The sequence below is a fragment of the Citrobacter sp. Cpo069 genome (assembly GCF_030332785.1).
Classification (GTDB): domain Bacteria; phylum Pseudomonadota; class Gammaproteobacteria; order Enterobacterales; family Enterobacteriaceae; genus Citrobacter; species Citrobacter portucalensis.
Window position 1 is genome coordinate 213,793 of record NZ_JAOWHD010000063.1, and the last position, 23,675, is coordinate 237,467.

Annotated in this window: 20 protein-coding genes and 7 tRNA genes; 3 read left to right on the top strand and 24 right to left on the bottom strand. The window is 52.7% G+C overall.

Annotated elements, in window-relative coordinates; translation table 11 throughout:
- Positions 1 to 63: 63 nt before the first annotated feature.
- Positions 64 to 1,158: a threonine-phosphate decarboxylase CobD gene (gene cobD, locus OGY08_RS23635; RefSeq protein WP_125362499.1), complete on the top strand. Its 1,095-nt coding sequence runs from the start codon at positions 64 to 66 to the stop codon at positions 1,156 to 1,158.
- On the opposite strand, the gene nadD is transcribed toward cobD, so the two are convergent.
- The 4 genes from nadD to leuS are packed head-to-tail and all read right to left on the bottom strand — an operon-like array spanning position 1,133 to position 6,003.
- The gene (nadD, locus tag OGY08_RS23640; RefSeq protein WP_125362500.1) at positions 1,133 to 1,774 is read right to left on the bottom strand and encodes a nicotinate-nucleotide adenylyltransferase; all 642 of its coding nucleotides are present in this window, start codon (positions 1,772 to 1,774) and stop codon (positions 1,133 to 1,135) included. The two genes, cobD and nadD, sit on opposite strands and share 26 nt — an antisense overlap.
- A gap of 1 nt (position 1,775) precedes the next feature.
- Positions 1,776 to 2,807: a DNA polymerase III subunit delta gene (gene holA, locus OGY08_RS23645; protein ID WP_032942687.1), complete on the bottom strand. Its 1,032-nt coding sequence runs from the start codon at positions 2,805 to 2,807 to the stop codon at positions 1,776 to 1,778.
- The gene (lptE, locus tag OGY08_RS23650) at positions 2,807 to 3,406 is read right to left on the bottom strand and encodes an LPS assembly lipoprotein LptE (protein ID WP_057067706.1); all 600 of its coding nucleotides are present in this window, start codon (positions 3,404 to 3,406) and stop codon (positions 2,807 to 2,809) included. The genes holA and lptE overlap by 1 nt, the downstream gene beginning before the upstream one ends.
- A gap of 14 nt (positions 3,407 to 3,420) precedes the next feature.
- The gene (gene leuS, locus OGY08_RS23655) at positions 3,421 to 6,003 is read right to left on the bottom strand and encodes a leucine--tRNA ligase (RefSeq protein WP_125362501.1); all 2,583 of its coding nucleotides are present in this window, start codon (positions 6,001 to 6,003) and stop codon (positions 3,421 to 3,423) included.
- A gap of 235 nt (positions 6,004 to 6,238) precedes the next feature.
- Here leuS and OGY08_RS23660 point away from each other — a divergent pair, with 235 nt between their 5' ends.
- Positions 6,239 to 6,721, top strand: coding sequence for a zinc ribbon-containing protein (locus tag OGY08_RS23660; protein ID WP_003022748.1), 483 nt, complete (start codon positions 6,239 to 6,241; stop codon positions 6,719 to 6,721).
- A 96-nt stretch (positions 6,722 to 6,817) separates the two neighbouring features.
- On the opposite strand, the gene rihA is transcribed toward OGY08_RS23660, so the two are convergent.
- The 10 genes from rihA to miaB all read right to left on the bottom strand — a co-directional run bounded on the left by rihA (position 6,818) and on the right by miaB (position 17,243).
- Entirely contained in the window at positions 6,818 to 7,753 is a 936-nt protein-coding gene (gene rihA, locus OGY08_RS23665) for a pyrimidine-specific ribonucleoside hydrolase RihA (protein WP_008784092.1), read from the bottom strand.
- 116 nt (positions 7,754 to 7,869) lie between these two features.
- Positions 7,870 to 8,595, bottom strand: coding sequence for a glutamate/aspartate ABC transporter ATP-binding protein GltL (gltL, locus tag OGY08_RS23670; protein ID WP_003022754.1), 726 nt, complete (start codon positions 8,593 to 8,595; stop codon positions 7,870 to 7,872).
- Positions 8,595 to 9,269: a glutamate/aspartate ABC transporter permease GltK gene (gltK, locus tag OGY08_RS23675; protein ID WP_048214691.1), complete on the bottom strand. Its 675-nt coding sequence runs from the start codon at positions 9,267 to 9,269 to the stop codon at positions 8,595 to 8,597. The genes gltL and gltK overlap by 1 nt, the downstream gene beginning before the upstream one ends.
- Positions 9,269 to 10,009, bottom strand: a complete 741-nt coding sequence (gene gltJ / locus OGY08_RS23680) for a glutamate/aspartate ABC transporter permease GltJ (protein ID WP_003831316.1) — start codon at positions 10,007 to 10,009, stop codon at positions 9,269 to 9,271. The genes gltK and gltJ overlap by 1 nt, the downstream gene beginning before the upstream one ends.
- Positions 10,010 to 10,168: 159 nt before the next feature.
- The gene (gltI, locus tag OGY08_RS23685; RefSeq protein ID WP_003831318.1) at positions 10,169 to 11,077 is read right to left on the bottom strand and encodes a glutamate/aspartate ABC transporter substrate-binding protein GltI; all 909 of its coding nucleotides are present in this window, start codon (positions 11,075 to 11,077) and stop codon (positions 10,169 to 10,171) included.
- 412 nt (positions 11,078 to 11,489) lie between these two features.
- A complete protein-coding gene (gene lnt, locus OGY08_RS23690) occupies positions 11,490 to 13,028 on the bottom strand; it encodes an apolipoprotein N-acyltransferase (protein ID WP_071445754.1) in 1,539 nt (512 codons plus the stop codon).
- Positions 13,029 to 13,052: 24 nt separating this feature from the next.
- Positions 13,053 to 13,931: a CNNM family magnesium/cobalt transport protein CorC gene (gene corC / locus OGY08_RS23695; RefSeq protein ID WP_003022770.1), complete on the bottom strand. Its 879-nt coding sequence runs from the start codon at positions 13,929 to 13,931 to the stop codon at positions 13,053 to 13,055.
- Positions 13,932 to 14,089: 158 nt separating this feature from the next.
- Positions 14,090 to 14,563, bottom strand: a complete 474-nt coding sequence (gene ybeY / locus OGY08_RS23700; protein WP_048214688.1) for an rRNA maturation RNase YbeY — start codon at positions 14,561 to 14,563, stop codon at positions 14,090 to 14,092.
- Complete coding sequence (locus OGY08_RS23705) at positions 14,560 to 15,606, bottom strand: PhoH family protein (RefSeq protein ID WP_003022776.1); 1,047 nt, start codon at positions 15,604 to 15,606, stop codon at positions 14,560 to 14,562. The genes ybeY and OGY08_RS23705 overlap by 4 nt, the downstream gene beginning before the upstream one ends.
- A gap of 206 nt (positions 15,607 to 15,812) precedes the next feature.
- Positions 15,813 to 17,243 carry a tRNA (N6-isopentenyl adenosine(37)-C2)-methylthiotransferase MiaB gene (gene miaB, locus OGY08_RS23710; RefSeq protein WP_003831327.1) on the bottom strand — a complete coding sequence of 477 codons (1,431 nt, stop codon included), beginning with the start codon at positions 17,241 to 17,243 and terminating at the stop codon, positions 15,813 to 15,815.
- A gap of 145 nt (positions 17,244 to 17,388) precedes the next feature.
- Between miaB and ubiF the strand changes: the two genes are divergently transcribed.
- The gene (ubiF, locus tag OGY08_RS23715) at positions 17,389 to 18,564 is read left to right on the top strand and encodes a 3-demethoxyubiquinol 3-hydroxylase (protein WP_048235884.1); all 1,176 of its coding nucleotides are present in this window, start codon (positions 17,389 to 17,391) and stop codon (positions 18,562 to 18,564) included.
- 120 nt (positions 18,565 to 18,684) lie between these two features.
- On the opposite strand, the gene OGY08_RS23720 is transcribed toward ubiF, so the two are convergent.
- From OGY08_RS23720 to nagC, 10 genes are all read right to left on the bottom strand, one after another.
- A tRNA-Gln gene (locus tag OGY08_RS23720) sits at positions 18,685 to 18,759 on the bottom strand.
- A 36-nt stretch (positions 18,760 to 18,795) separates the two neighbouring features.
- Positions 18,796 to 18,870, bottom strand: a tRNA-Gln gene (locus tag OGY08_RS23725).
- Between the two features lie 43 nt (positions 18,871 to 18,913).
- Positions 18,914 to 18,990, bottom strand: a tRNA-Met gene (locus tag OGY08_RS23730).
- 21 nt (positions 18,991 to 19,011) lie between these two features.
- A tRNA-Gln gene (locus OGY08_RS23735) sits at positions 19,012 to 19,086 on the bottom strand.
- Positions 19,087 to 19,123: 37 nt separating this feature from the next.
- Positions 19,124 to 19,198: transfer RNA gene (locus OGY08_RS23740), tRNA-Gln, on the bottom strand.
- A gap of 23 nt (positions 19,199 to 19,221) precedes the next feature.
- A tRNA-Leu gene (locus OGY08_RS23745) sits at positions 19,222 to 19,306 on the bottom strand.
- Positions 19,307 to 19,314: 8 nt separating this feature from the next.
- A tRNA-Met gene (locus OGY08_RS23750) sits at positions 19,315 to 19,391 on the bottom strand.
- A gap of 223 nt (positions 19,392 to 19,614) precedes the next feature.
- Positions 19,615 to 21,279, bottom strand: coding sequence for an asparagine synthase B (asnB, locus tag OGY08_RS23755; RefSeq protein ID WP_008784099.1), 1,665 nt, complete (start codon positions 21,277 to 21,279; stop codon positions 19,615 to 19,617).
- A 251-nt stretch (positions 21,280 to 21,530) separates the two neighbouring features.
- Positions 21,531 to 22,283, bottom strand: coding sequence for a ribonucleotide monophosphatase NagD (nagD, locus tag OGY08_RS23760; protein WP_003022792.1), 753 nt, complete (start codon positions 22,281 to 22,283; stop codon positions 21,531 to 21,533).
- Positions 22,284 to 22,449: 166 nt separating this feature from the next.
- Complete coding sequence (gene nagC / locus OGY08_RS23765) at positions 22,450 to 23,670, bottom strand: DNA-binding transcriptional regulator NagC (RefSeq protein ID WP_048235883.1); 1,221 nt, start codon at positions 23,668 to 23,670, stop codon at positions 22,450 to 22,452.
- Positions 23,671 to 23,675: the final 5 nt, after the last annotated feature.

Consider the following 23,675-nt stretch of genomic DNA (forward strand, 5'->3'; position numbering starts at 1 on the left):
ATGTTTGCCCTGATTGCGCAGAGATTTTTCACTAAAATACCTTTTTTTGCGTGGAGCGGCACGATGTCTTTATTGAAGAGCGCGCATGGTGGCAATACCCGAGAAGCCGCCGAACTGTTGGGCATCTCGCCTGAACAATTGTTGGATTTTAGCGCGAATATTAATCCGCTGGGTATGCCGGCAAGTTTAAAACGCGCGATCGTCGACAACCAGGACTGCGCGGAGCGTTACCCGGATGTTGATTACGCTAAATTGCATGCGGCGCTGGCGGAGCATCATCAGATTCCTGCCTCATGGATACTTGCCGGAAACGGCGAGACTGAGTCGATTTTCACTTTGGTGCAAGGACTTAAACCACGTCATGCGATGATCGTGACGCCCGGGTTTGCTGAATATCGTCGGGCGCTGCAATGGGGAGACTGTACGATCCATGAGTTTGCGCTGCGCGAAGACGATGGCTGGCAGCTTACCGATGCAATCCTCGATACGTTAACCTCAGAGCTGGACTGCCTGTTTCTCTGTACGCCCAACAATCCCACTGGCTTGCTGCCCGATAACCGCCTGCTGCGCGAAATAGCCGCGCGTTGTGAGTTGCTTGGGATCAATCTGATCCTTGATGAAGCGTTTATCGATTTTATTGCCGGGGAGCAGGGGTTTATTCCGCTGCTTCGGGATAACCCGCATATTTGGGTGCTGCGCTCGCTAACCAAGTTCTATGCGATACCGGGGCTGCGGTTAGGGTATCTGGTCAACAGTAATGAACAGGCTGTTGCACAGATGCGCCGTCGACAAATGCCGTGGTCAATTAACGCATTTGCTGCACTGGCAGGCGAGATTATTTTACACGACAGCGCATATCAGCAGGCAACATGGAAGTGGCTGGAGCAAGAGGGCGCGAGGTTTGATCGGCAGTTGAAAGAACTGCCCGGCCTGACGGTGTATCCTGGCAGGGCAAATTATCGCTTATTGCGCTGCGATCGGGCGGATTTTGATCTGCAACGCGCAATGCTGGAACAACATGTCTTGATTCGCAGTTGTGCTAATTATCCGGGGCTGGATGCGCGCTATTATCGGGTAGCCGTTCGCAGCCAGGAAGAGAATAACCGCCTGTTGGCGGCTCTACGCAAGGTGCTTAGCGGTACAACCCCTGCTGATTGATATAGTCAAGCACTGCTGCTGGCATCAGGTCGTCGCACGGCTCGCCTTTTTCCAGACGCTCACGGATGAGCGTGGCGGAGATGTTAAACCACGGCGTTTCAGCCAGATAAATTTTCCTGCAAGGCAAGTTGTGCAGGTCATCTGGCGAATGGGTCAGATGATCCTCCAGCCACTGCTGGTGCTTTTCCTGCGCCATTTCGAGCGGATAGCCCGGACGTCGGCAGACAATGAGGTGGGTGTTACTCAGAATCGTGTCGTAGTCATGCCAGGACGGAAAGGTAAGCAGTGAGTCCTGGCCAATAATAAACGCTAATGGCACGTCCGGTCCTTGCTCCTCGCGCCACTCTTTGAGCGTTTGCGCGGTGTAGGAGGCGGTATCGCGTTTCAGTTCGCGTTCATCAAGGGAGAACAGCGGCTTATCGGCAATGGCCAGTTCAACCATGCGTTGACGTTGTTCGCCGGACGCTTCGGGTTGCGCACGATGCGGCGGCACATTATTGGGCATGATAATAACCCGGGAAAGGCCAATCAGATTCGCCAGAATTTCAACCGGTTTAAGATGACCATAATGTACCGGATCAAAGGTGCCACCGAACAGAGCCTGCAATGATTTCATATCAACCATCAATAAAAACATCGGCCAGCGATTTATGGCAGAGCAACAGGGAAAGCCCCTCAAGTTCCGCCCACACTGACTGACCATAGTCTTGTTTAAGCGTAATTTCAGTACGCGTTAACAGCGTTACAGCCTGACGCAACTGCGCAGGATTCAGCCGGTTTAGCGCGTCTCCCATCATACCCCGGCGATTTTGCCACACCCGGTGTTTATCAAACAACGTGCGCAAAGGCGTATGGGCTGACTGCCGTTTTAAGTTGACCAACAGCAGTAATTCACGCTGTATCGTGCGCAGCAAAATAACCGGCTCACTGCCTTCCAGGCGTAACTGTTGCAGAATGTGCAGCGCGCGTTTGCTTTTGCCCATCAGCAGCGCATCCACCCAATGGAACGGGGTAAAGTGCGCGGCATCGTTAACGGCTTTCTCCACGCGAGGCAGCGTTAGTTTGCCATCAGGCCAAAGCAATGCTAGCCGTTCCAGCGCTTGCGCCAGTGCTAACAGATTACCTTCATAGCAATAGCACAACAGCTGATTGGCTGCGTCATCCAGTTGTAGATTGTTAAGCTTCGCTCTGGCGGCGACCCAACGAGGAAGCTGTGCTTGCTCCGGCGTCTGGCAGCTTACCTGCACCGCATTATTGGCAAGTCCGGTATACCATGCGGCGTTTTCCTGCGCTTTAGTCAGTTTGTTGCCGCGAACAATCAGCAGCAGGTCGTCATGTAGCAGTGTGACGAGTGAAGCGAGCTGTTCGTTAATGGCGGCATTGGGGCCATTTTCTGGCAACTGCAGGAGCAGGGTTTGACGGCTGGCAAACAGGCTCATCGCCTGGCAGAGTGAAAAAATCTCTCCCCAGTCGGTGCTGTTGTCCAGGGTGAAAGCGTGGTGTTCTTCGAATCCTTGCGTTGCTGCTGCCTGACGGATAGCGTCCTGGCTTTCCTGCAATAAGAGAGGATCGTTACCTAAGAGCAAATACGCCGCGCGCAGCCCTTCATTGAGCTGTGCGCGGAGTTGTTCAGGGTACAACTTGAGCATCAGTTACCCAGCGTGGTGGAAACACGCGCCGGAGATGATGCAGGCTCTGCGGCTTTTGTCGCCGCTGGCTTAGCATCATCATCAGCATTGGATGACAGAGTATCGGCCAGATGTACGCTTGGCAGCTTACGAATTAACTGTTCAGCCGCTTTGTCATACATCTCTTTGATGATCATGTCCTGCTCGTTATCCTTCGCCAGTGCAGCCTGTGGGTTGTCAAAGAACGAACGATAAACTTTGGCGCTGATTGGATAAATATCATGACCTGGGATCAGCACGGATGCACTCACGGACATCACCATCTGGTATTCAGCCGTTTGACCGTTCTGGAATACCGACGCCGTATCCTGCGAAATGCTGACCGCGCCCAGACGTAAGGACGTCACATCTTTACGCATTGAGCCGTCTTCAAGCAGCGTAACGCCGTTCAGACGCAGCTGATTACGAACCGCGCGGCTTAATGGGCCGTTCGGATCACCAGAGTTCAGGATCATGGTTTTCATTGAGGGTGGGACCTGCGTAGTATTACGCAGATGCCAGCCACACCCGGCGGTGACAAGCACCGCCAGAGATAACAACAATGTTGTCAGAAGTCGCACGCTTCCTCCCGCGCTTAGCCAACGACCAGATTGAGGAGTTTACCCGGTACATAAATCACTTTACGTACGGTAACGCCATCAAGATATTTTGCCACCAGATGCTCCTGGCCAGCACGTTCACGAACCTGTTCTTCTGTCGCATTTACCGGAACGGTAATTTTGCCACGGACCTTACCGTTCACCTGAACTACAACCAGCGTCGAGTCTTCAACCATTGCCGCTTCGTCCGCCACCGGCCACGGTGCGTTGTCGATATCGCCTTCGCCTTTCAGTGCTTCCCACATCGTGAAACAAACATGTGGGGTGAACGGGTTCAGCATGCGAACGACGGCCAGTAACGCTTCCTGCATCAGGGCTCTGTCTTGTTCGTCTTCCTGCGGTGCTTTCGCCAGCTTGTTCATCAGCTCCATAATCGCCGCAATTGCGGTGTTAAAGGTCTGACGACGACCGATATCATCGGTAACTTTAGCAATGGTTTTATGTACGTCGCGACGCAGCGCTTTTTGGTCTTCGCTCAACGCATCAACGTTCAGGGCAGCTACATCGCCTTTGGAAGTATGTTCGTAAACCAGCTTCCATACACGTTTCAGGAAGCGGTTCGCCCCTTCAACGCCGGATTCCTGCCATTCCAGCGTCATATCAGCCGGAGAAGCGAACATCATGAACAGACGTACCGTGTCAGCGCCGTAACGTTCAACCATGACCTGCGGGTCGATACCGTTATTTTTCGACTTGGACATTTTGCTCATGCCGGTATAGACCAGTTCATGGCCTTCTGCGTCCTGAGCTTTGACGATACGACCTTTTTCGTCGCGCTCAACGATGGCATCAACCGGAGAAACCCAGTTACGCTCGCCGTTTGCACCAACGTAATAGAACGCATCAGCCAACACCATACCCTGGCACAGCAGCTGTTTGGCCGGTTCGTCAGAGTTGACCATGCCCGCATCGCGCATCAGCTTGTGGAAGAAGCGGAAGTAGAGCAGGTGCATGATGGCGTGTTCAATACCACCAATGTAGATATCAACTGGCAGCCAGTAGTTTGCGGCTTCTGGATCCAGCATCCCTTCGTTGTACTGCGGGCAGGTGTAGCGCGCGTAGTACCAGGAGGATTCCATAAAGGTATCGAAAGTGTCGGTTTCGCGCAGCGCAGGCATGCCGTTAACGGTGGTTTTTGCCCACTCCGGATCGGCTTTGATTGGGCTGGTGATGCCGTCCATAACCACGTCTTCCGGTAGAATAACCGGCAACTGATCTTCTGGCGTCGGCAGTACAGTACCGTCTTCCAACGTCACCATCGGAATTGGCGCACCCCAGTAACGCTGACGGGAAACACCCCAGTCACGCAGACGGTAGTTCACTTTACGCTCACCCACGCCTTTGGCTACCAGCTTGTCAGCAATGGCGTTGAAGGCAGCTTCGAAGTCGAGGCCGTCAAACTCGCCAGAGTTAAACAGCACGCCTTTTTCGGTCAGAGCTTGTTCGGACAGATCCGGCTCTGCGCCTTCAGCGGTCAGAATTACTGGCTTGATGGTTAGGCCATATTTTGTCGCAAACTCGTAATCGCGCTGATCGTGGCCCGGAACGGCCATGACTGCGCCCGTACCGTATTCCATCAGGACGAAGTTTGCTGCCCAAACGGGGATTTCTTCGCCAGTCAGCGGGTGAACAGCTTTAAAGCCCGTGTCGACGCCTCTCTTCTCCATGGTTGCCATTTCGGCTTCAGCAACCTTGGTGTTGCGGCATTCGTCAATGAAGGCGGCCAGTTCTGGGTTATTTGCAGCAGCTTTCTGCGCCAGCGGGTGACCTGCGGCAACGGCCAGATAGGTCGCACCCATAAAGGTGTCCGGGCGGGTGGTGTAAACGGTCAGCGTGTTGTCGTAACCGTTCACATCGAAGGTGATTTCCACGCCTTCAGAACGGCCAATCCAGTTGCGCTGCATCGTTTTCACGGTGTCAGGCCAGTGATCCAGGTTATCCAGGTCACGCAGCAGTTCGTCAGCGTAAGCGGTGATTTTGATGAACCACTGTGGGATCTCTTTACGCTCGACTTTGGTATCGCAACGCCAGCAGCAGCCGTCGATAACCTGTTCGTTCGCCAGTACGGTCTGGTCGTTCGGGCACCAGTTGACCGCAGACGTTTTCTTGTACACCAGGCCTTTTTTGTACAGCTCGGTGAAGAATTTCTGTTCCCAACGGTAGTATTCCGGGGTGCAGGTCGCCAGCTCACGGCTCCAGTCGTAACCGAAACCCAGCATTTTGAGCTGGTTTTTCATGTATGCGATGTTGTCGTACGTCCACGGTGCTGGTGCGGTATTGTTTTTAACCGCAGCGCCTTCTGCAGGCAGACCGAACGCATCCCAGCCAATTGGCTGCAGTACGTTTTTGCCCAGCATGCGCTGGTAGCGGGCGATCACGTCACCGATGGTGTAGTTACGTACGTGGCCCATGTGTAGTCGACCAGAAGGATAGGGAAGCATAGACAGGCAGTAATACTTCTCTTTGCTCTCGTCTTCGGTAACTTCAAATGTGCGCTTCTCATCCCAGTGAAGCTGTACTTTGGATTCTATCTCTTCCGGGCGGTATTGCTCTTGCATGGCAGCCAGTGGTCCTGTTTTCAATACAGCTACAAACGTAGCTTTAGATGTGGTGTTTCAGATCCGCATAGCATAGCCCAAACGCCCGCGCCAAAACAGCCTTTCGCGCATTCAGCGTTGAATTCCCGCAAGGATAATTCTTGCACGAATTTACACACTCTGTGGACAGTCTTGCAAAGCGTAGCGTAAATAACGTCTATTATTATAGACAGTTAACGACCCAGGAGGCGAAGCGATGAACAAGGTTGCTCAATATTACCGTGAACTGGTGGCTTCACTGAGCGAACGTCTGCGTAATGGCGAACGCGATATTGATGCGTTGGTGGAGCAGGCGCGTCAACGAGTTATGCAGACCGGGGAGTTAACGCGAACCGAGGTGGAAGAGCTCACCCGGGCCGTCAGACGCGACCTGGAAGAGTTTGCTCTGAGCTATGAAGAAAGTCTCGATGAGGAGACAGACAGCGTCTTTATGCGGGTTATCAAGGAGAGTATCTGGCAGGAACTGGCCGATATTACAGATAAAACCCAGCTCGAATGGCGCGAGGTGTTCCAGGACCTCAGTCATCACGGGGTTTATCACAGCGGCGAGGTGGTCGGATTAGGTAATCTGGTCTGCGAGAAGTGCCACTTCCATTTAGCGGTTTACACCCCGGATGTGCTGCCACTGTGTCCGAAATGCGGACACGATCAGTTTCAGCGCCGACCGTTTGAGCCGTGATCGCTTATTGCCGGATGGCGACGCAAAGCGTCTTATCCGGCCTACAAATTGCACGATTTTGTAGGCCGGATAAGCGTTAGCGCCATCCGGCGTGTATTAGGCGTAAAACTTCAGCCGTTCTGCCAGCAAATCGACAAACCCTTCGCGATCCACGTCTACCATTACGGTGGCGTTTGGCTTATTGCCGCTCAGGAAGTAGTAATCCACCACGGTCATTCCCTGGGTATATTTACCCTGAGTTTCCACGCCGACCCAGCGTTCAACGGTGGTAAACAGTTCAGGTTTCAGCAGCCAGGCAATGGTGCATGGATCATGCAGTGGTGCGCCGATGAATCCCCATTTTTCATCTTTGTGATATTCAAAGAAGAAGTCGAGTAGTTCAGCCACGATCGTCGAAATGGGATTGCCGATAGCGCGGAACCGCTCGGTATCTTCGCGATGTATTTGCGCTTTATGCGTGACGTCCAGACCAGCCATCACCACTGGAATGCCAGACTGGAATACGATTTCAGCGGCTTCAGGATCCACGAAAATATTGAACTCGGCGGCGGGCGTCCAGTTTCCGAGGCCCATCGCACCACCCATAATTACGATACGGGCGATTTTGGCGTGCAGCTCAGGATGGCTATTCAGAAGCAATGCTACGTTAGTTTGCGGCCCGGTGGAGACAATGGTCATCGGTTCCGGGCTTTCACGCAGGGTTTTCGCCATCAGTTCCACGGCGGTACAGTCTTGTGGCGCAAAAGCGGGTTCCGGCAGCGCAGGGCCATCCAGCCCACTCTCGCCGTGAACGTTATCGGCGATAATCAGATCGCGCATTAGTGGTTTCACTGCGCCACCAGCCACTGGGATATCCGTACGGTTGAGCAACGTTAACATGCGCAACACGTTACGCAGCGTTTTGTCAGGTGTCTGGTTACCGGCTGATGAGGTTATCGCTTTCACATCCAGTTCTGGTGAGGCGAGGGCGAGCACAATTGCGATAGCGTCGTCATGACCCGGATCGCAATCAAACAGGATAGGAAGTGCCATTGTTGCTCCTTGTAAGTGGGACTTTGTGACAAGGTTAACGCTGGGCTGTATGTGTTTCGAGAGGCGAAGGGATAAAGCGTGAGGTGGCGCGCACATGGAGGTGCGCGCCAGCAAGATTAGTGCAGTATTTTCGCGAGGAAGTCTTTGGCACGGTCCGATTTCGGATTAGCGAAGAACTCTTCTTTCGGTGAGTCTTCAACAATTTTCCCTTCATCCATGAAGATCACCCGGTTCGCCACTTTACGCGCAAAGCCCATTTCGTGGGTTACCACCATCATGGTCATCCCTTCATTGGCCAGTTCAACCATAACGTCCAGTACTTCGTTGATCATTTCAGGATCAAGCGCCGACGTTGGTTCGTCAAACAGCATGGCGATAGGATCCATGCACAGCGCCCGGGCGATAGCGACACGCTGTTGCTGGCCCCCTGAGAGCTGAGCTGGAAACTTCTCCGCATGTGCTGACAGACCAACGCGTTCCAGTAACTTTTGCGCTTTGTCGCGGGCCGGCTTTTTATCGCGCTTGAGCACTTTTACCTGCGCCAGAGTCAGGTTCTCAATGATCGACAGATGCGGGAACAGTTCAAAGTGCTGGAACACCATACCAACGCGAGAGCGCAGTTTGGCCAGATCGGTTTTTTTGTCGTTCACCACGGTACCATCAACGGTGATGACGCCTTGTTGTACCGGCTCCAGCCCGTTCACCGTTTTGATAAGCGTTGATTTACCGGAACCTGACGGGCCGCAGACCACCACCACTTCCCCTTTTTTCACTTCCGTGGAGCAGTCGGTCAGCACCTGAAAGTGACCATACCATTTAGAAACATTTTTCAGGGTAATCATTAAACTGTCCTTTTCTTCAAATAGCTGACCAACAACGATGCGCTCAGACTGAATACAAAATAAACGGCGCCAGCAAACAGGATCATTTCAACCTGTGTGCCGTCACGCTCGCCAATGGTGGAGGCGGTACGGAAGAAGTCTGCCAGACTTAATACATAGACCAGCGAGGTATCCTGGAAGAGTACGATGCCCTGGGTTAGCAGCAGCGGTACCATCGCGCGGAATGCCTGCGGCAGAATAATGAGCTTCATCGACTGCCAGTGGGTCATCCCTAGCGCCAGCGCGGCGCTGGATTGCCCACGAGAAATACTCTGGATACCGGCACGGATAATCTCGGAATAGTACGCTGCTTCAAACATCGAAAACGCGACCATTGCTGAGATCAGGCGAATATCGGTTTTTGGCGACAGACCCAGTACGTTTTGCAGGAAGCCGGGCACAATCAGGTAGAACCACAGCAGCACCATGACCAGCGGAATAGAACGAAATACGTTGACGTAGCCTTTCGCAAACCAGGCTATCGGCGCGAAGCTGGACAGACGCATGACGGCCAGGATAGTTCCCCATACGATACCAATGACTACCGCCGTAACGGTGATTTTCAGCGTGATCATCAGCCCGTCCAGCAGATACGGCAGGGAAGGGATGATAGAACTCCAGTCAAATTCGTACATTATTTGCCTCCCAAATTGCCAGGCAGGCGGATTTTACGTTCAACGAGATTCATCACCAGCATGATGACGGCGTTAATCAGCACGTAAGCCAGAGTGATAGCGGTAAACGATTCCCATGCGTGGGCGGAGTAATCCAGCAGTTTGCCCGCCTGTGCCGCCATATCGACCAGGCCGATGGTGGAGGCGATCGCGGAGTTCTTCACCAGGTTCATCATCTCTGAGGTCATTGGCGGAACAATCACGCGGTATGCGTTTGGCAACAGAACATAGCGGTAGGCCTGCGGTAACGTCAGCCCCATCGCCAGTGCGGCGTTTTTCTGCCCACGAGGCAGAGACTGAATAGCGGCGCGAACCTGTTCGCAGACGCGCGCGGCGGTAAACAGCCCCAGACAAAGCATTGATGAGAGGAAGAACTGGATGTTGGGATCCAACTCAGCCTTGAACCACATCCCAATGTTTTCCGGCAGCAGTTCCGGAATAACCAGATACCAGGTAAAAAACTGGACGATGAGCGGAACGTTACGAAATAGCTCAACGTACAGCGTGCCGATCCCAGAAAGGAAACGATTTGGAACGGTACGTAAGATGCCGAATAAAGAGCCTATGAGGAAAGCGATAATCCAGGCGGTGATGGATAACGCGACAGTGACCTGGAAACCACTCCAGAGCCAGCCGAGATAGGTGGTGTTGCCGAACGGGGCTTGTTGTAAAAAAATACCCCAGTTCCAGTCTATAGACATAAATCTACTCCAGAAAAAAAAGGGTAGCAGCGCTACCCTCGAAGATTGTTATTCGGCGTTTTGCGGTTTTCAGGCCTGATGGGGAACGACCATCAGGCTTATAGTCTGTCCGTGCCGAGTAACAATCGAGAGGGAGGGGAAGCCTCCCATTTATTTTAGTTAGTTAAGCGCTTTATCATTTGGTTCTTTGAACAGAGCTTTCATCTCGTCTGACAGTTCGAAATTCATGTTCAGGTTCTTCGGCGGAATTGGGTTTTTAAACCACTTATCAAACCATTTCTCAGCTTCGCCTGAGGTTTGCGCCTTGGCGATAGTGTCGTCCATCAGCTTTTTGAACTCAGGATCATCTTTGCGCAACATACAGCCGTAGGCTTCCTGAGACTGTGGCTTGCCGACGATCTCCCAGTTGTCTGGTTTCTTCGCTTTCGCGCGCTCGCCAGCCAGCAGGGCGTCATCCATCATAAAGGCAACGGCACGACCGCTTTCCAGAGTACGGAAAGAGTCACCGTGGTCTTTCGCGCTGATGATGCGCATATCCATTTTTTGTTCTTCATTCAGCTTGTGCAGCAGAACTTCGGAGGTGGTACCCGAAGTCACGACTACGGCTTTACCTTTCAGATCGGCGAAATCTTTGACGTCGCCGCCTTTTTTCGCCAGCAGACGGGTGCCGACAACGAAAATTGTGTCAGAGAAAGCGGCTTGTTTTTGGCGCTCGACGTTGTTGGTGGTGGATCCACATTCAAAATCGAAGGTACCGTTTTGCAGCAGCGGGATACGGTTTTGTGAAGTAATCGGGATCAGTTTCACCTGCAGATCAGGCTTGTTCAGCTTTTTCTTCACGGCGTCAACGATCGCGTTGGAGTAATCCTGTGAATAACCGACCACTTTTTGCTGATTATCGTAGTAAGAAAACGGTACTGATGATTCACGGTGGCCGACAACGATCACGCCATTTTTGGCGATCTTATCCAGCGTGCTGCCTGCCGCTGGTGCTGCGTCTTCTGCGTGCGCCAGACCGGCGGACATTCCCATGACCAGCATGGCAGTGGCGAGCTTACGTAATTGCATATCCAACTCCTTTATCGTCTGCGCCAGGGACGCATTGATACCCATTGTGATGTTGTTATTGTTTGCTACTAAAACGTGCAGTCTTGTATGTGTTTGTTAACATTTAGTTTGGATGAATGTAAAGAATTTGCTGTGTTATTGTTTATTTTTGCGAAGTGCGCCGCACCATTTGGGGGCAAAAATATCTTGTTGCACTTTTCAGGTGCTACCGGCGCTCAACTTTGGTGCGACCAGGTTGCACATTCAGCCAAAACAGCGTTTGCCTTGTAGAACAAAGCAATAGACGTGCCAGAATGGTCTTTTGGAGGGGGGAAGTAGGCCTGATAAGCGTAGCGCCATCAGGCACGATGCTGCACAACTGCCGGATGGCGGCGTACCGCTTTATCCGGCCTGCATTTGATGGGGCACTGTTTTACTTACGACGTTGGCGCAGACTCATTACCACTGCGCCAAAGCCAAACAGCGCGGTTAGCAGCCAGAGCGGCCAGTTTCCGGTACGGGCATAAGGGGTTAAGCCCGTCGTTGGCGTCACGCTGGTGGTCAGCACCTGACGGGTAAACTGCGGGATCATCGCCTGAACTTCGCCCTGCGGACCAATCACCGCCGTAATACCGTTGTTGGTGCTACGCAGCAGAGGTCGCGCCAGCTCCAGGGAACGCATACGCGCCATCTGGAAGTGCTGCCACGGGCCAATAGATTTACCAAACCATGCATCGTTAGAGATAGTCAGCAGGTAGTCCGTATCCGGGCGGAAGTTATCCCGTACCTGTTCGCCAAGAATGATTTCGTAGCAGATGGCAGCGGTCAGCTTAAAGCCGTGTGCATGCAACTGTGGCTGTACATAAGGACCGCGGCTGAACGAAGACATTGGCAGATCAAAGAATGGCGCTAGCGGGCGCAGGATAGATTCCAGCGGGACAAATTCGCCAAACGGTACCAGATGGTTTTTGTTGTAGCGGTTGCTGGAGTCGTAGCTGTATGGGCTGTCTTTACCCAGTGTGATGATGGTGTTGTAGGTGTCGTAACGATTCTGCTTGTTCAGACGCGCGTCTACAATACCGGTAATCAGCGTGCTGTTTTTCGATTTCAGCAGGTCATCCATCATGCTCAGAAAACGCTGCTGGTTAATTTCCAGGTCCGGAATAGCGGATTCTGGCCAGATGATGAGCTGTGATTTGCCCATCTCAGGCTGGGTGGCGTCGAGATAAATCTTCAGGGTGTTGAGTAACTGGCCTTCATCCCATTTGAGCGACTGCGGGATGTCACCCTGCACCATCGAGACCTGGGTGGTTTTTTCCGGCTCCAGCGTGTACCACTGAATATAGCGTAGCGGGAAGGGCAGAGCGAAAAGCACCACGGCGGCAGCCAGCGGCTTCCAGTTACGCGTTACCAGTGCAAGTGCCAGCAGGCCGCTAACCATCATCAGCAGGAAGTTTATCGCCTCAACGCCCATTACCGGCGCCAGCCCTTTTAACGGGCCATCGATCTGGCTGTAACCGAACTGCAGCCACGGGAAACCGGTCAGTACCCAGCCGCGCAGAAATTCAGTGATTTGCCAGACTACCGGCGCGGCAATCGCTACGCGTATCCAGGTGGTTTTCGGCCACAGACGCGCCAAAACGCCGGCAAACAGGCCAGTGTAGAGGGAAAGGTAAGCAGCAAGCAGAACCACGAGGAAGACGTTAACAGGGCCCGGCATACCGCCAAACTGCGCGATACTGACGTAAACCCAGTTGATGCCTGAGCCAAACAGTCCCAGTCCCCAGAAATAGCCGATAGCGGCAGACTGGAGCGGACGGCGGTTGAAGGTGAGAGCCTGCAGGCCCATCAGCGAAACAATCGCAGCGGGCCAGATGTCATACGGTGAGAAAGCCAGTGTCCCGCAGGCACCGAATAATAACGCCAGCAGCAGGCGAATGCGCTGGCGTTCAATTAAAGGGGCAAATGCCATGTAGTCTTAGATCCAGTTTCGGGTTTATTCGTCCAGTTTGGGCTGGGGTGAGTCGTCCGGAATTCTGACATGAACCTGAATAATACGACGGCTGTCGGCCATTGCCACTTTGAACTGGTAACCATCAATGTCGATGGTCTCTCCACGCGCGGGCAGATGACCGAAGGCCTGCATGACCAACCCGCCAATGGTATCCACTTCTTCATCGCTGAAATGCGTGCCGAAAGCTTCATTGAAGTCTTCAATCGGCGCCAGTGCACGAATAGTCCAGGTGTGGCGACTGAGCTGACGGAAATCAATATCGTCTTCTTCGTCGTACTCATCTTCAATTTCACCGACAATCAGTTCAAGGATGTCCTCAATGGTCACCAGACCTGAGACACCGCCAAACTCGTCGATGACGATAGCCATATGATAACGCTGGGAGCGGAACTCTTTCAGCATGCGGTCAACCCGCTTGCTTTCAGGGACGACAACCGCCTGGCGTAACACTTTCTCCATGCTGAAGGCTTCGGCATCGCTACGCATAAACGGCAGCAGATCTTTGGCCATCAGAATCCCTTCAATGTGATCCTTGTCTTCGCTAATTACCGGGAAACGCGAGTGGGCAGACTCGATAATGACATCGAGGCATTCGTCCAGAGTTTGGTTGCGTTTCAGGGTAATCATCTGGGAGCGAGGGATCATGATGTCGCGAACACGCTGGTCCGCAATATCCATTACCCCTTCGAGCATATCGCGCGTATCTTCATCGATAAGGTCGTTTTGCCCGGAATCACGGATCAGCTCCAACAGTTCGTCGCGGTTTTTCGGTTCACCGTGGAAAAGTTGGCTCAGTAACAGGGAAAAAAATCCCTTTTTGCTGTTTAAGGTGTCACTACTGTGTGAATTGTCGTCGCTCATGGCGTCGTATGGGTTCTCATGTTAGTTAATACAAAGCGCGTCATGCGTTTACTCAGCTGTTGACGGCATGTTTTGCCTGATGGCGCTACGCTTATCAGGCCTACGAAAGGCATGAATGTAGGCCGGATTAGGCGCAAGCGCCGCCATCCGGCAAGCTACTATTCTGCAATCTTCTCGGCAATGTACGGATCCTCATAGCCCAGAGCAAGCATAATCTCTGTTTCGAGGGATTCCATCTCTTCCGCTTCATCGTCTTCAATATGGTCGTAGCCGAGTAAATGCAGGCTACCGTGCACCACCATGTGCGCCCAGTGGGCCTCAAGCGGTTTGCCTTGCTCCTGCGCTTCTTTCTCAACCACCTGACGGCAGATGATCAAATCGCCCAGCAGCGGCATCTCAATGCCCGGAGGAGCCTCAAACGGGAAAGAGAGCACGTTGGTGGATTTATCTTTCCCGCGATAGGTCAGGTTCAGGTCGTGGCTTTCCGCGTCATCGACCAGACGAATCGTCACTTCAGACTCTTCCTGAAACTGCGGGATCACCGCATCCAGCCAGCCCTGAAACTGACTTTCTGTTGGCAGACCGGATTCGTCTTCACATGCCAGCTGTAAATCGAGGATAACCTGACTCATTTTTGTTCCTGCTCCTGAGCTTCGCGCTTGCGTTCTGCAGCCTGCTCGGCTTTGCGTTTCTGTTCTGCTTCTTCCCAGGCTTCATACGCCGTGACGATACGGGCAACCACCGGGTGGCGCACCACGTCTTCGCTATGGAAGAAATTAAAACTAATTTCGTCGACTTCAGCCAACACTTCAATGGCATGACGCAGACCGGATTTGGTGCTACGCGGCAGGTCAATCTGGGTAATATCGCCAGTGATGACCGCTTTGGAGTTAAAGCCGATACGGGTCAGGAACATTTTCATCTGTTCGATGGTGGTGTTCTGGCTTTCATCAAGAATGATGAACGCATCGTTCAACGTACGACCGCGCATGTAGGCCAGGGGCGCAACTTCAATGACGTTACGCTCAATCAGCTTTTCAACCTTTTCAAAGCCAAGCATTTCGAAAAGCGCGTCATACAGCGGTCGTAAATACGGATCGACTTTCTGGCTGAGATCTCCTGGCAGGAATCCCAGTTTTTCGCCCGCTTCCACTGCCGGACGGGTCAGCAGAATGCGACGGATCTCCTGACGCTCAAGCGCATCAACCGCAGCGGCAACCGCGAGATACGTTTTACCCGTACCCGCAGGGCCAACGCCAAATGTGATGTCGTGGTCGAGGATATTCGCAATGTACTGTGCCTGGTTCGGCGTGCGCGGCTTAATTACTCCACGCTTGGTTTTGATGTTCACCGCTTTGCCAAATTCAGGCACGCTGTCTGCGCTTTGCTCAAGCACTCGCGCTTCTTTGATCGCCAGATGAATTTGTTCAGGCTCAATGTCCTGCGTCTGACCGCGCATTGGGGCGGTATCGACGTACAGGCTACGTAAAATATCTGCCGCAGCGGTGACGCAAATTGGACGACCGGTCAGTTTAAAGTGGTTATCACGGCGGTTAATTTCGATGCCGAGGCGACGTTCCAGCTGTTTGATGTTGTCATCAAATGGGCCGCAAAGGCTCAACAGGCGGGCGTTGTCTGCGGGTTCAAGGGTGATTTCGCGAGTGTCTATGTTCAAACTGTTCCTCTTATGCATGTCTCGCCGGACGCTGAACATTTACCGGCATCTAAGGAAATTATTCACGCCATGGGGGAAAGGCGCAAGCATTGCAGCAAATATGGGGATGATAGGGCAGATTACAAGACCCGCCGGGACAGCGAGCCCAGGATTGTAGGCCCGATAAGTGTAGCGGTATCGGGCCTTTTTTACGTTTTTCAGCAGGATTAAGGCTGATAAATACCGACGCCCAGATCGTTTTCTTTGCGGGTACGCGCAATGACCGATTCAGGGGATTCTGCGATACGCAGACCCATTTCGTCCTCGGTACGCACCACTTTACCGCGCAGGGAGTTAGTCCAGACATCGGTAATTTCTACGTCTACGAACTTACCGACCATATCCGGGTTGCCTTCAAAGTTCACCACACGGTTATTTTCGGTACGGCCTGACAGTTCCATAATGCTCTTACGCGATGTGCCTTCAACCAGAATGCGCTGGGTCGTGCCGACCATACGGCGGCTCCAGGCCATAGCTTGCTGGTTGATACGCTCCTGTAGAATGTACAGACGCTGTTTCTTCTCTTCTTCCGGTACGTCGTCAACCATATCGGCGGCAGGGGTGCCAGGACGCGCAGAGAAAATAAAGCTGTAGCTCATGTCAAAATTGACGTCAGCAATCAGCTTCATGGTCTGCTCGAAATCCTGAGTGGTCTCACCCGGGAAGCCAACGATGAAGTCGGAGCTAATCTGGATATCCGGACGCGCAGCGCGCAGTTTGCGGATGATCGCTTTGTATTCCAGCGCGGTATGGGTACGCCCCATCAGGTTCAGTACGCGGTCTGAACCGCTCTGTACCGGCAGATGCAGGAAGCTCACCAACTCTGGCGTATCACGATAAACTTCAACGATATCATCGGTGAATTCGATCGGATGGCTGGTGGTGAAGCGGATACGATCAATACCGTCGATCGCTGCGACCAGACGTAATAGATCGGCAAAAGATCCAATCGTGCCGTCGTAGTTCTCACCACGCCAGGCGTTCACGTTTTGCCCCAGCAGGTTCACTTCACGCACGCCTTGGGCTGCAAGCTGGGCGATTTCAAACAGAATATCATCCGCCGGACGGCTGACTTCCTCACCGCGGGTGTAGGGCACCACGCAGTAAGTACAATATTTATTACAACCTTCCATGATGGACACAAACGCGCTTGGACCTTCAGCACGCGGTTCTGGCAGGCGGTCGAACTTTTCGATCTCCGGGAAACTGATATCAACCACCGGGCTACGGGTCGTGCTTCCACGCACTTTGTTGATCATTTCCGGCAGGCGGTGCAGAGTTTGCGGCCCAAAAATAATATCGACGTAATGCGCGCGCTGGCGAATATGATCGCCTTCCTGAGACGCAACACAGCCACCGACCCCAATGATGAGCTTGGGATTTTTCTCTTTTAACAGTTTCCAGCGGCCCAGTTGATGGAACACTTTTTCCTGAGCCTTCTCACGGATTGAGCAGGTATTCAGCAGCAGCACATCCGCTTCTTCCGCCACGTCAGTCAGTTGATACCCATGAGTGGCATCCAGCAGATCGGCCATCTTCGATGAATCGTATTCGTTCATCTGACAGCCCCAGGTTTTAATATGGAGTTTTTTGGTCATCGACTTGCTCTTGCGAAATTGTGGCTGAAATGCAGGGCGCATAGTGTACTGCTTTGGCGCGGTTGTGACCAGTATGACGGATGTCAGCCTCAAGGGGTAAAAAATCCTGTAAACTTACACAATACATGTAACTGGATAATTGACCATGACAAATCAACCAACGGAAATTGCCATTGTCGGCGGGGGGATGGTCGGCGGCGCGCTGGCGCTTGGACTGGCGCAGCATGGATTTACGGTAACGGTCATTGAGCATGCCGTTCCCGCGCCGTTTGTGGCTGACGGACAGCCTGATGTCAGAATTTCTGCCATAAGTTCCGCATCGGTGTCGTTGCTAAAAGGGCTGGGCGTCTGGGATACGGTGCAGGGGATGCGCAGCCATCCTTATCGTCGACTGGAAACGTGGGAGTGGGAAAATGCCCATGTGATGTTTGATGCCGCCGAGCTTAAGCTGCCTCTGTTGGGCTATATGGTGGAAAACACGGTCCTGCAACAGGCGCTCTGGCAGGCGCTGGAAGCTCACCCCAAAGTCACGCTGCGCGTACCGACGTCCCTGATTTCTTTGCATCAACATAACGATCGACATGAGCTTGAGCTGGCAGGCGGCGAAACCATCAGCGCGAAGCTGGTCATCGGCGCCGATGGTGCCAACTCTCAGGTGCGAAAAATGGCCGGGATTGGTATCCATGCCTGGCAGTACGCGCAGTCCTGTATGTTGATAACCGTGCAATGCGAAAATTCACCGGGAGACAGCACCTGGCAGCAATTTACGCCTGACGGCCCGCGCGCGTTTTTACCGCTGTTTGATAACTGGGCCTCGTTGGTGTGGTACGACTCACCGGCTCGCATCCGCCAATTGCAAGCGCTGAATATGCCGCAATTGCAGACGGAGATTGCTAAACATTTTCCATCGCGACTCGGTAAGGTGATGCCAGTGGCTGCGGGGGCGTTCCCGCTTACGCGTCGTCATGCGCTGCAATATGTGCAACCGGGGCTGGCGCTGGTAGGTGATGCCGCGCATACCATTCATCCGCTGGCGGGGCAGGGCGTTAATCTGGGCTTTCGTGATGTCGATGCGTTGATTGATGTGCTGGTGAACGCGCGCAGCTACGGTGAATCCTGGGCCAGTCAGCCGGTGCTCAAGCGCTATCAGAATCGCCGTATGACTGACAATTTCATCATGCAAAGCGGTATGGATCTGTTCTATGCCGGATTCAGCAATAACCTGCAGCCGCTGCGCATCATGCGTAATCTCGGGCTCATGGCCGCAGAGCGCGCTGGCGTACTGAAACGTCAGGCACTGAAGTATGCGTTAGGGTTGTAGCTCGAGTGGTGCCTGATGGCGCTACGTTTATCAGGCCTACAAGTCATGTAGGCCGGGTAAGGCTTGCCGTCACCCAACGTTAGAAAAGCAAAAAGCTCGCCGAAGCGAGCTTTTTTAATATGGCTGGGGTACGAGGATTCGAACCTCGGAATGCTGGTATCAGAAACCAGAGCCTTACCGCTTGGCGATACCCCAACGGGTGCACCCACAGAGTGGACGACTTTTTGAAATTGGCTGGGGTACGAGGATTCGAACCTCGGAATGCTGGTATCAGAAACCAGAGCCTTACCGCTTGGCGATACCCCAACAATTTTTTGGATTTACCGAACGAGTCGATACGTCCTTAATATGGTGGCTACGACGGGATTCGAACCTGTGACCCCATCATTATGAGTGATGTGCTCTAACCAGCTGAGCTACGTAGCCAAATACTAACATTTTCTTCGATGGCTGGGGTACCTGGATTCGAACCAGGGAATGCCGGTATCAAAAACCGGTGCCTTACCGCTTGGCGATACCCCAATGACCGTTGCGGTGAACCGCTATATCGAAGAAAAAATGGCTGGGGTACCTGGATTCGAACCAGGGAATGCCGGTATCAAAAACCGGTGCCTTACCGCTTGGCGATACCCCATCCGTGCAACGCTTACGGGTGAATGGTGCGGGAGGCGAGACTTGAACTCGCACACCTTGCGGCGCCAGAACCTAAATCTGGTGCGTCTACCAATTTCGCCACTCCCGCAAAAAAGATGGTGGCTACGACGGGATTCGAACCTGTGACCCCATCATTATGAGTGATGTGCTCTAACCAGCTGAGCTACGTAGCCATCTTTTTTTCGCGTAACCTTATCGGCGTTGCGGGGCGCATTATGCGTATTGAGCCTTGAAGCGTCAACCCCTTTTTCATTGAAAATAGCTGGAATGTGACTGTTTGGTTAGGTTGCGAACAGCATGACGCAATATTCGGCAATTATTAGTTATTAATTGTTTTTTTGCACAGAAAACAAACATAAAAAAAGAGCCCCGCAGGGCTCTTATCTAAGGATTAACTTATTTATAAGCGGACTGATGTACGCCAACGGCACGGCCAGACGGATCGTTCATGGTTTTAAACGCCTCATCCCATTCGATCGCCTTAGCAGAAGAACAGGCAACCGACGGCCCGCCCGGCACACATTCGGCAGCGCTTGCTACCGGGAACAACTCTTCGAAAATCTCACGGTACAAATACGCTTCTTTTGACGATGGTGTGTTGTACGGGAAACGGAAGCTGGCAGTTTCCAGTTGTTGGTCAGAAACTTGTTCTGCAGCCACCTCTTTCAGAGTGTCAATCCAGCTGTAACCGACACCGTCAGAGAACTGCTCTTTCTGACGCCATGCGACGCTTGCCGGCAGGTAGGACTCAAAACATTCGCGCAGAACGTGTTTTTCCATTTTGCCGTTGCCGCACATTTTGTCCTGTGGGTTGATGCGCATCGCCACATCAAGGAATTTCTTATCCAGGAAGGGCACGCGGGCTTCTACACCCCAGGCCGACATGGCTTTGTTGGCACGGGCGCAGTCGAACATATGCAGCGCTTGCAGCTTGCGCACGGTTTCTTCGTGCAGTTCTTTTGCATCTGGCGCTTTGTGGAAATAGAGATAGCCGCCAAACACTTCGTCCGAACCTTCACCCGACAACACCATTTTAATGCCCATCGCTTTAATTTTACGCGACATTAAGTACATTGGCGTCGAGGCGCGAATCGTCGTGACATCGTAAGTTTCGATGTGGTAAATCACGTCGCGGATCGCATCCAGACCTTCCTGCACGGTGAAGTGGATCTCATGGTGCACGGTCCCCAGATGGTTCGCCACCTCTTGCGCAGCTTTCAGATCCGGAGCGCCTTCCAGGCCGACGGCGAAGGAGTGCAGCTGTGGCCACCAGGCTTCGCTACGTTCCTGATCTTCAACACGGCGTGCCGCGTATTTTTTAGTTATCGCGGAAATGACGGATGAATCCAGACCGCCGGACAGCAGCACTCCATAAGGAACATCTGACATCAGGTGGCTTTTCACCGCATCTTCCAGTGCCTGGCGCAGCTCGTTTTTATCAGTAACGTTGTCTTTGACGGCATCGTATTCAAACCAGTCGCGCTGGTAGTACTGACGAATTTCACCGTCTTTACTCCACAAATAGCTACCGGCCGGGAATTCTTTGATTGTGCGGCAGACGGGAACCAGTGCTTTCATTTCAGACGCAACGTAGAAGTTACCGTGCTCGTCGTAACCCATATACAGCGGGATGATCCCGATATGATCACGACCGATCAGGTAGGCGTCCTGCTCGCTGTCGTACAGGGCAAAAGCGAACATCCCTTGCAGGTCATCGAGGAACGCGGGTCCTTTTTCCTGATACAGGGCGAGGATAACTTCGCAGTCGGAACCGGTCTGGAACTGGTAGCGATCGCCGTATTCAGCACGCAGTGTCTGGTGGTTATAAATTTCACCGTTAACCGCCAGGATATGTGTCTTCTTCACGTTGTACAGCGGCTGAGCACCGGCATTGACGTCGACGATGGACAGACGTTCGTGCGCCAGAATGGCGTTATCACAGGCGTAAATACCTGACCAGTCCGGGCCGCGGTGGCGCATCAGACGAGACAGTTCCAGGGCTTTTTTACGCAGTTCAACTGCGTCAGTTTTAATATCGAATACGCCAAAAATAGAACACATAACCTTCTCCGTTAACCTGTTGCGTGATGCTTTTTATGTTTGCTTGATAAAGAAAATGCCGCAAAGCTGGAGAGGGCGCAAGCGAATTACGGGTCAGAAAATAAAAAACGCAATGGTCATTGCTGATTGATGAAAAAAGATTATGTAATGAACGCTATTATTGATGAATCAACAGTGAAGTGGTGATTTTATTGAATGGATGTATTTTTCAGGCCGGATAACTTGCAGATGTTGTTATCCGGCTAAAGAGATTAAATGACGTCTATTTCAGCAACGGACGGGTAAATCCAGCTTGGTCTGAACGGCATGTTGTCAATATCATCAAGCTTGGATACGCCAGACAGTACCAGGATAGTTTCCAGACCCGCCTGAAAACCTGCCAGAATATCGGTACGCAGGTTGTCACCAACGATAACGGTTTCTTCCGAGTGCGCCTGCATTTTGTTGAGAGCCGCGCGAATAATCCACGGGCTGGGTTTGCCGACATAAAACGGTTTACGACCTGAGATCTTCTCAATACCGGCACAGAGTGCTCCACAGGCGGGATAAAAGCCGCGACCGTGGGTATCCGGGTTAGTGGCGATAAAACGCGCGCCGTTGGCGACAAAATACGCCGCTTTATGCATCATGTCCCAGTTATAGGAACGTGTCTCGCCAACAATCACAAAATCGGGGTTCACGTCGGTAATGGTAAATCCAGCTTTATACAGTTCGTGTATTAACGCGCCTTCACCCACCACGTAGGCCTTTTTTCCTTCCTGGCGACGAAGAAAATCAGCGGTAGCCATCGCGGAAGTATAAAAGACGCTATCAGGGACATTCACACCCGCGGTGGCGAAGCGGTTTGCCAGATCTTGCCCGGTCTGCGAAGGGTAGTTAGTCAGCAGGACTAACGGCAGGCCTTTTTCCAGGATCCCAGTCAGAAATTCTGCCGCACCCGGTACAGCAACATTGTCGTGCATCAGCACGCCGTCGATATCACAAATTACATTCTTAATGGCCATGGACAATCCGACATTAAAAAAAGAAGGCATTACTATACACAAAATACACTACATCATTCGAGTTGCATCAAGGCGGCAAGTCTGCGAACCCCTGGAGCTTACTGAAGTAAGTGACCGGGGTGAGCAGATGCAGCTAACGCAGAGGCAGCTCGAAGGATGACGTGTATTAGTTTTCCAGCAAACGTTGCAGCAGCGTACCGTTGAGCATTGCGCGCTTCACCAGCGCAAAGGCGCCAATGGCGGAGCGGTGATCCAGCGTGGACCGAACCACCGGTAAATTATGGCGAAACGCCTTCAACGCCTGCGTGTTGATACAGCTTTCTATTGCAGGCAGCAGCACCTTATCCGCCTCGGTAATTTCGCCCGCAATGACGATTTTTTGCGGGTTAAACAGGTTGATGGCAATGGCGATAGTTTTACCCAGATGGCGACCAACGTGCTCAATGACTTCTGCTGCCAGATTATCGCCTTTATTCGCGGCCTTACAGATGGCTTTGATGCTGCAATCATCCAGCGTGAGTCGACTTGGATAACCCTGCTTCAGTAAGTTCTGCACGCGATGTTCAATAGAAGCATTGGCGGCAATGGTTTCCAGGCAGCCGAAATTACCGCAGTGACAGCGCTCACCCAGCGGCTCTACCTGAATATGACCAATCTCGCCGACGTTGCCATTGCGACCGATGAAAATTCGGCCATTGGAGATGATACCCGCACCGGTTCCGCGGTGCACTCGCACCAAAATGGAGTCTTCGCAATCCTGGCTTGCCCCGAAATAGTGCTCAGCCAGCGCCAGACTGCGAATATCGTGACCAACAAAGCAGGTGACTTTGAAGCGTTTTTCGAGCGCTTCGACCAGTCCCCAGTTTTCGACCTGAATGTGTGGCATATAGCGGATGACGCCGCTTTCAGGATCGACAAGGCCTGGCAGGATGACAGAAATTGCGATCAGCTCACGGATTTTCCGCTGGCAGCTCTCAATAAAGATGGCAATGGTGTTGAGCAGCGCATATTCCAGCGTTTCCTGGGTGCGCTCCGGGAGGGGGTAATGCTCTTCGGCGACAACTTTACTGCTCATATCATAGAGCGTGAGCGTTGTGTCGTGGCGACCCAGTCGTACGCCAATGGCGTGGAAATTGCGAGTTTCTGTGACGATAGAGATAGCGCGGCGGCCCCCGGTGGAGGCCTGCTGATCGACTTCTTTGATCAGCCCGCGTTCGATCAACTGACGCGTAATTTTGGTTACGCTGGCGGGGGCAAGCTGGCTTTGCTCGGCAATTTGAATTCGCGAGATTGGCCCGTGTTGGTCAATCAGGCGATAAACCGCCGCGCTGTTAAGCTGTTTTACGAGATCAACATTACCTATTTGAGCTTGTCCGCCTGGTGTCATTCTTT

Bases quoted from the DNA above. Each gene is read 5' to 3' on its own strand.
- gltJ (WP_003831316.1), bottom strand. From the start codon at position 10,009: ATGTCTATAGACTGGAACTGGGGTATTTTTTTACAACAAGCCCCGTTC.
- holA (WP_032942687.1), bottom strand. From the start codon at position 2,807: ATGCTCAAGTTGTACCCTGAACAACTCCGCGCACAGCTCAATGAAGGG.
- gltL (WP_003022754.1), bottom strand. From the start codon at position 8,595: ATGATTACCCTGAAAAATGTTTCTAAATGGTATGGTCACTTTCAGGTG.
- ybeY (WP_048214688.1), bottom strand. From the start codon at position 14,563: ATGAGTCAGGTTATCCTCGATTTACAGCTGGCATGTGAAGACGAATCC.
- leuS (WP_125362501.1), bottom strand. From the start codon at position 6,003: ATGCAAGAGCAATACCGCCCGGAAGAGATAGAATCCAAAGTACAGCTT.
- miaB (WP_003831327.1), bottom strand. From the start codon at position 17,243: ATGACCAAAAAACTCCATATTAAAACCTGGGGCTGTCAGATGAACGAA.
- nadD (WP_125362500.1), bottom strand. From the start codon at position 1,774: ATGAAATCATTGCAGGCTCTGTTCGGTGGCACCTTTGATCCGGTACAT.
- lnt (WP_071445754.1), bottom strand. From the start codon at position 13,028: ATGGCATTTGCCCCTTTAATTGAACGCCAGCGCATTCGCCTGCTGCTG.
- ubiF (WP_048235884.1), top strand. From the start codon at position 17,389: ATGACAAATCAACCAACGGAAATTGCCATTGTCGGCGGGGGGATGGTC.
- gltK (WP_048214691.1), bottom strand. From the start codon at position 9,269: ATGTACGAATTTGACTGGAGTTCTATCATCCCTTCCCTGCCGTATCTG.
- gltI (WP_003831318.1), bottom strand. From the start codon at position 11,077: ATGCAATTACGTAAGCTCGCCACTGCCATGCTGGTCATGGGAATGTCC.
- nagD (WP_003022792.1), bottom strand. From the start codon at position 22,283: ATGGCCATTAAGAATGTAATTTGTGATATCGACGGCGTGCTGATGCAC.
- asnB (WP_008784099.1), bottom strand. From the start codon at position 21,279: ATGTGTTCTATTTTTGGCGTATTCGATATTAAAACTGACGCAGTTGAA.
- corC (WP_003022770.1), bottom strand. From the start codon at position 13,931: ATGAGCGACGACAATTCACACAGTAGTGACACCTTAAACAGCAAAAAG.
- OGY08_RS23660 (WP_003022748.1), top strand. From the start codon at position 6,239: ATGAACAAGGTTGCTCAATATTACCGTGAACTGGTGGCTTCACTGAGC.
- rihA (WP_008784092.1), bottom strand. From the start codon at position 7,753: ATGGCACTTCCTATCCTGTTTGATTGCGATCCGGGTCATGACGACGCT.
- nagC (WP_048235883.1), bottom strand. From the start codon at position 23,670: ATGACACCAGGCGGACAAGCTCAAATAGGTAATGTTGATCTCGTAAAA.
- cobD (WP_125362499.1), top strand. From the start codon at position 64: ATGTCTTTATTGAAGAGCGCGCATGGTGGCAATACCCGAGAAGCCGCC.